At 63.1% G+C, this 6,561-nt stretch carries 4 protein-coding genes; 3 read left to right on the top strand and 1 reads right to left on the bottom strand.

The window, feature by feature from the left end; translation table 11 throughout:
* Positions 1-234 precede the first annotated feature (234 nt).
* Positions 235-1,512 carry a hypothetical protein gene (locus tag AC6R19_RS09655; RefSeq protein WP_500579593.1) on the top strand — a complete coding sequence of 426 codons (1,278 nt, stop codon included), beginning with the start codon at positions 235-237 and terminating at the stop codon, positions 1,510-1,512.
* Positions 1,513-1,641: 129 nt separating this feature from the next.
* Here AC6R19_RS09655 and AC6R19_RS09650 read toward each other — a convergent pair whose 3' ends face one another.
* Positions 1,642-3,060 carry a hypothetical protein gene (locus tag AC6R19_RS09650; RefSeq protein WP_500579592.1) on the bottom strand — a complete coding sequence of 473 codons (1,419 nt, stop codon included), beginning with the start codon at positions 3,058-3,060 and terminating at the stop codon, positions 1,642-1,644.
* Between the two features lie 224 nt (positions 3,061-3,284).
* On the opposite strand from AC6R19_RS09650, the gene pepB reads away from it, so the two are divergent.
* Together pepB and AC6R19_RS09640 are read left to right on the top strand one after the other, a co-directional pair.
* Complete coding sequence (pepB, locus tag AC6R19_RS09645) at positions 3,285-4,577, top strand: aminopeptidase PepB (RefSeq protein ID WP_500579591.1); 1,293 nt, start codon at positions 3,285-3,287, stop codon at positions 4,575-4,577.
* A 289-nt stretch (positions 4,578-4,866) separates the two neighbouring features.
* Positions 4,867-6,552, top strand: a complete 1,686-nt coding sequence (locus AC6R19_RS09640) for a hydrogenase maturation protein (RefSeq protein ID WP_500579590.1) — start codon at positions 4,867-4,869, stop codon at positions 6,550-6,552.
* Positions 6,553-6,561: the final 9 nt, after the last annotated feature.

Below are 6,561 nucleotides of genomic sequence, written 5' to 3'. Positions count from 1 at the left end.
AGACGGAATTCCGGGCTGAAATTTCTCTTCTTCGTCATCATATCCACCTGACTTTCTCTGTGAGTGATCATACACTCAAAACCAGGTGACCAGATTCACTATGCCACTACAATACTCAAGAACCCGGCCCGAGAGATTTTGTTTCACGAGTACACACATTTTCTTACGTATGCAGGGAACCCAGTTCAGTATCCATTTTGGTACAGTGAGGGGTTTGCGGAGCTTTTCTCAACGGTGGAATTTTCCGGTGATGGCGAGTATGTGTTCGGCGGCATTCCGATAGATCTCGCCAGCTCCCTGGTCCACGACCACCCCATGTCACTGGAGGATTTGTTACGGGCCACGCCTGTAACGGTGGGCAAGGAGCAGAGGCTCAAAACCTATGCCGGTGCTTGGATGCTGACACACTGGCTGCTCATGAGCAGCGGCAAGGTGGACAGGATTGAAGATTATACCGAGGCCTACAATCGCGGTGCCGATCCGGTAGACGCGCTCATCGAGGCTCTGGACATGCCGCTCGAGGATCTGGAGCAGGCCTATTTGCAGCAGGTAAAGAGCAGGTTTCCGCAGATCAAGGCTCAGCTGCCTGATGATTATCGGTCGCCGAGTTTGCAGCTGAAACCCATGTCCCAGCGCCGCGCCCTGGCAGAGATTGCTCGCTATATGGTCATGTCCGGGTGCAATTCGGAGTCCCTGGAGGAGTTGGTGCAATACGCGCGTGCCGAAGGAGCAGACAGTCACGAGATGACGTCGGTGATGGCTCTCGCTGAGATGGGAGCCCGTGCCTTTGAGCGGGCGGAGGAAATGCTGGCGATCATTCCCATTGATTTGCACGGCGAACTGTGGTGCCGCAGCGCCCAGGCCTGGCTGTGGATGCATCGAGAACTGCGGAAAGGAACGAAGAGCGTTTCCAGACAGATGATCGAAGTGCGCGACAAATTCGTCTCCCTGGTCAACGATAACGACGAGGTGGCATCTCACTGGTACGGTTTGGCCATCGCCATGCAGAAGCTGGGATATCCCCGAAAAGAGTATTTGGAAATGCTGGAGCAGGCCTATCTACGGGCGCCGCGGCAGAGGGAGATCGCGTGGTGGTATGCCCATGAACTGTACCTGGGCCGGGATGCGGAAAGATTTGCCTATGTGGCGCGCCCTCTGCTTATGCAGACAAGCGGACAGGAGTCCCGCGAGCGATTGCAGTCCATGCTGTCGGACCTGCCGGCCGACGGTGCACCCTCCGCTCAGCGGCAGGCGGGAGATTCACTGGGTAGTACTTTTGCCAAATACCGGGGCTACTCATCCTACAAGGCGCTCGCCCTGGCGTTCGATTACAAGGGGGCCTATGCGCTCGGCTATGTCTTCGACTCACCCGACCAGGACACCGCCAACCAGCGGGCGCTGGATAAATGCGAGTCCCGGCGTGCCGACTTCGATGTGGAAGCGCCGTGCAGAGTCTATGCTGAGGGGGACAGGGTCGTGGACGGCACTAATGCCTCGGGACGTCGGCTGTAAGTAGTGAACCGACGATTTACGCAGCGTTAAAATCACTAAATCCCCGGCAAATTGCCCAGCCGGGGCTTCGTCGTATCTGGGCGTCTCACCCTCTGCCAAGGATCAAATTATGGCAGTGTAATTCAAAGCTCAGCCAGCCATCTGCGCCCCATCCAGTATCTGCTCCAACGTACCCACCTGCTTCTGCAACTTACTGTCGGGAAAATGCTTCCGCACGAACCTCAGCAGCTTTCTCGCCAAATCCTCCCGATTAAACCCATCGATATAGATCTGCGCCAGCAGCAGATAGGCCGCATCCAACTGCCGGTAGTCCTTGTCCTCCTTGTGCAGATTGTTCAACAACATCGCCGCTGGCCGGAATTTCTGTTGGTGGTAGAGGGCCTCCGCAAGGCCGTGGCGGAGGTGGGACTTGTCGATGGTGGGGAGGGGATCTGTGGCCAGGTAGAGTTCGGCCGCCTTGTGCGACCGGTTCATGCGGATAAATTTTTCCAGCAGGTGCGGGCCCAGTTCGCGCAGGGCTTTTCTGTCCTGGGTGGCCAGCAGCAGGCGGTAGTAGCGCTCGTTCAGGGTCGGGTCGTCCGGGTAGCGGCGCAGGCATTCCACCAGGGTGCGGCGCGCGGCATTGAAGTCGCCCTCGCGCATCAGTATCTGGCCTTCCGCCAGGGCGCGGGCGCGATCGAATTCCCTCTCCTCCAGGTAGTCGCCGTCGTCGTCCCGCTCGGCGATGATGCCCAGCTTTTGCTGCCGCGACAGGCAGATATAGCCCATCATGGCGCTGGTGACGATGGAGAAATAGCAGGTGGCGGCCGCGATCACCGGCACTATGGCCCAGGGCGGCAGCTTGTCCGCCACCAGCATCACCAGGTAGCCGGGGGCGGCGGAGACGGCGCTGGTGGTGAGCCACAGCAGCAGGTAGGGCCAGCCGATAATCACGGTGAACTGCAGCAGCTTGAGCGGGTTGATGGCGGCGCGCAGGCTGCCCTCCAGGGCCAGCACTATCATCGCCGCCGGGGCCAGCAGGGACAGGGCGAGCGAGTAGAGCTGCAGTGCGCCCTGGCCGAAGGCGATCAGCTTGTAGCCGACGAAGCCGGCGATCAGCGTCATGCCGATCACTTTCAAGAACAGCGGCGCGCTGTTGCCGTCCAGGGCGTCGCCGAAGGATGGTGCCTGCAGCTGGCCGCCGGCCAGCTTCTCGATCACCAGCAGGTTGTAGCGGCTGACCAGGGCCACCACGGCCAGCAGCACCAACAGGGAGATCAGGCCCAGGCCGGAGATCATCAGGCTGGTGGCAGTGGCCAGGGCCAGCACTGTCAGCGGTCCCGGCTGCAGCGCGTAGCGGAAGTAGAAGAGACCCATCTGCCAGAAGGGTCTGGCGCTGTTGCTGGCGCCGATATAGTCCAGCGGCTTGCGGCACAGGGGGCAGTCCGGCAGGCCGTTGCGGTAGTTGGCGGCTCCGCCGGGGATACAGCTGCCGCAATAGTGGCGGCTGCAGGGCTGGCAGTGCCAGGCGGCCTCGGCGGAGGCGTGGTAGTTGCAGGACTCGGCCATGAGAACTTCCCTATGTTCTTTTTATATCCAGGCTGCCAGTTTATCTGTCGTGGTTCCGGGGGCGCAAATGTCTACGGTGCTGCCTCCATTTCCCCTCCCCCAACCCCTCCCCCGCAGGCGGGGGAGGGGTTGGGGGAGGGGAAATGGAGTGAGCGGGAGAGGGGAGCTATAGACTGGTAGAATGCCCGGCAAATCCACCCGACGATTTCACTGAAGGATGATGTATGACGAAGGCAATGCAGGTTCAGTTGGTTGAGACAGCGGCGGCGGAGACCTGGGGCGGGGAAAAGGCCCTGATGAGCTTTACCGCCAACGGCGCCACGGTGCACGCCACCAAGGCCACCGGCGGGCCCCTGGTGGCCGCCCAGCGCGCCGCGCGCCGCCTCGACGGCATGGGTGTGGGCGCTGTGCAGCTGGCCGGCGACGGCTGGGACCTGGAGCGGCGCTGGGCCTTCTGGGCCGGCTATTTCAACCCGCGCAACGACAACAAGCTCGACTGGGGCACCGAGGCTGCCGCCCAGTTGAAGGAGCTGAATGCCCGCGAGACGGCCGCGCGCTGGGTGCGGGAGATCACCAACGGCACCCCGGAGGAGGTGTCCCCGCGGGTGCTGGCGGAGAGCGCCGCGGAGTTGCTGCAGAAGCTGGCGCCGGACGCGGTCAGCTACAGGATCGTCGCCGGCGACGAACTGCTGAAGGGAGACTTTGTCGGCATCCACACCGTCGGCCGCGGCAGCGCGCGCGAGCCGGCGATGCTGCAGCTGGATTTCAATCCCAGCGGTGATGACAGTGCCGAGGTGGATATCTGCCTGGTGGGCAAGGGCATCACCTTCGATTCCGGCGGTTACAGCATCAAGCCCTCCGCCGGCATGGCGACGATGAAATCCGATATGGGTGGCGCGGCCATGGTCACCGGCGGCCTGGCGCTGGCGATTGCGCGCGGCCTGCAGAAGCGGGTCAAGCTGTATCTCTGCTGCGCGGAGAACCTGATCTCCGGCCAGGCCTACAAGCTGGGTGACATCATCAAGTACAAGAACGGCGTTACCGTGGAAATCCTGAACACCGACGCAGAGGGGCGCCTGGTGCTGGCGGATGGCCTGATCGCCGCCTCGGAACAGGAGCCGAAGTGGATACTCGACGCCGCCACCCTGACCGGCGCTGCAAAGATGGCGGTGGGGCGCGACTACAACTCGGTGCTCAGCTTCGAGGACGAGGCCGCGCAAAAAGTACTGGATGCCGCCGCAGAGGAAAACGAAAAGGCCTGGCGCCTGCCGCTGGAGCCCTTCCACCTGGAGCAGATACCGTCCGGCTTCGCCGATGTCGCCAACGTGGGCATAGAGGGCAGCCCCGGCGCCTCCACCGCCGCCGCCTTCCTGGCCCGCTTCGTGCGCGACCAGGGGCGCAACTGGGTGCACATGGACCTGTCCGGCTCCTACCAGCCCAGTGCCAACGATCTCTGGGCCCAGGGCGCCAAAGGCCACGGTCTGCGTACCATAGCGCGCTTCCTGCAGGAGAACTGAATCGCAATTCGATAAAAATCTGGAACCGTGCCGGGTTTAGAGGCACAGTTCCTGCTAATTATTTGCAATAACCGGTGTCCCGGATCGGGAGTTGCGGTTCGACTTGGGCGGTGTCTTTTCCCGCCAGTTCCCAAGCGCCCCCGATAACTGTGGACACCGGTTTGGGGAGTCTGTCGATGAGCGGGGTACTTCTGCCGCCCATTCAATAAGCATCTGTCGTGCGCCCCTGAATCGGGCAGGGCGCGGGATTGCCTCCAAACAACGCATAAAAGTAACAGGGAGTGTCACTATGCGCGTTTTACTGCTGTGCAGCGCTTTCAATGGCCTGAGCCAGCGGGTCCACCGCGAGCTCGAGTTGCTCGGTTGCGAAATCTCGGTGCAGCTGGCTACAAGTCAGGCCGATATGGAAAAGGCAGTCGCCGATTTCCGCCCGCGGCTGATCATCTGCCCCTACCTGCTCCACCGCATCCCCGCCAGCATCTGGCAGAAGACCCCCTGCCTGGTGGTGCACCCCGGTATCGAGGGGGACCGCGGCCCCTCGTCACTGGACTGGGCCATAGAAAACAATTGCACCGACTGGGGCGTGACCCTGCTGCAGGCCAACGGCGAGATGGACGCCGGGGATATCTGGGGCACCGCCGGCTTTCCGCTGCGCGCCGCCAGCAAGGCCGGCCTCTACCGGCGCGAGGTCACCGCCGCGGCGGCGCTGCTGGTCAAGCGGGCCGTCGCCTCACTGCAGGACCGCAGCTTCCGCCCGCGCCCGCTGGATCCGGAAAAAGCCCCCGGCAAACTACAGCCGCCCATGGTCCAGGCGCAGCGCGCCATCGACTGGCGCCGCGACGGCACCGACACGGTGATCACCAGGCTGCGCGCGGCGGACAGCGCGCCCGGTGTCCGCGAGGAGATAGGCGGTGAGACCGTCTACCTCTACGGCGTGCGCCGCGAGACCCGCCTCACGGGCCGCGCCGGCGAATTCATCGCACGCTCCAACGGCGCCCTCTGCCGCGCCACCGCCGACGGTGCCGTGTGGATACTGCAGGCCAGGCGCGACGGCGGCATCAAGCTGCCCGCCGCACGGGTGCTGGCGCCGCTGTTGGAAAAGCCACCGCGGGAACTGCGCAAGATGGCCGAACCGGTGCAGGACATTTATGTCGAGCGGGCTGACGACGTCGCCTACCTCTATTTCGATTTCGCCGGCGGTGCCATGGACACCAACCAGTGCCGCAGGCTGCTGCAGCAATACCGGGAGCTACAGGCGAGCGACGCGCGGGTGATAGTGCTGATGGGCGGCGAGGACTTCTGGAGCAACGGCCTGCACCTGAACGTGATTGAGGCGGCCGAGGACCCGGCGCGGGAGTCCTGGGAAAATATCAATGCGATCGACGACCTGGTGGAGGCGATCGTCAATACGCCGGAGCAGATCACCGTCGCCGCGCTGCGCACCAACGCCGGCGCCGGTGGAGCCATCATGGCCCTGGCCTGCGACTACGTGGTGCCGCGCGAGGGGGTGGTGCTGAACCCGCACTACCGGACCATGGGCCTCTATGGTTCCGAGTACTGGACCTACCTGCTGCCGCGGCGGGTGGGCAAAAAGCTGGCCGCGTCGCTGACGGAAAAGTGCCTGCCGCTGCTGGCCACCGAGGCCCTGCAGATAGGCTTCGCCGACGAGGTGTTCGACGAGGATTGGTATAGTTACCGGCGCGAGCTGGACAGCTTCTGCCAGGGAATCTCCCAGAGCCGCCGGCTCATCCGGCATCTCGAGGCCAAGCGGGACCTGCGCAGGGCCGACGAGAAACGCAAGCCGCTGCAGCAATACCGGGACGAGGAACTGGAAAGAATGCACGCGATTTTCTTCGATCCGGATTCGGAGTACCATCGCGCGCGCAGGAACTTTGTCCACAAGATCCCCGCGCGGGAAACCCCGGCGCGCCTGCGCAAAAAAGTGCGCTTCTGGCAGCGGCCGGTGCTCTCGTAAGCCGGTAAG

Source organism: Microbulbifer sp. SE14 (genome assembly GCF_059834885.1).
This window is presented reverse-complemented; position numbering and strand designations above follow the sequence as displayed.

What these genes read in the sequence shown, in the direction of transcription:
- pepB (WP_500579591.1), top strand. Translation starts at nt 3,285, where the DNA reads ATGACGAAGGCAATGCAGGTTCAGTTGGTTGAGACAGCGGCGGCGGAG.
- AC6R19_RS09650 (WP_500579592.1), bottom strand. Translation starts at nt 3,060, where the DNA reads ATGGCCGAGTCCTGCAACTACCACGCCTCCGCCGAGGCCGCCTGGCAC.
- AC6R19_RS09640 (WP_500579590.1), top strand. Translation starts at nt 4,867, where the DNA reads ATGCGCGTTTTACTGCTGTGCAGCGCTTTCAATGGCCTGAGCCAGCGG.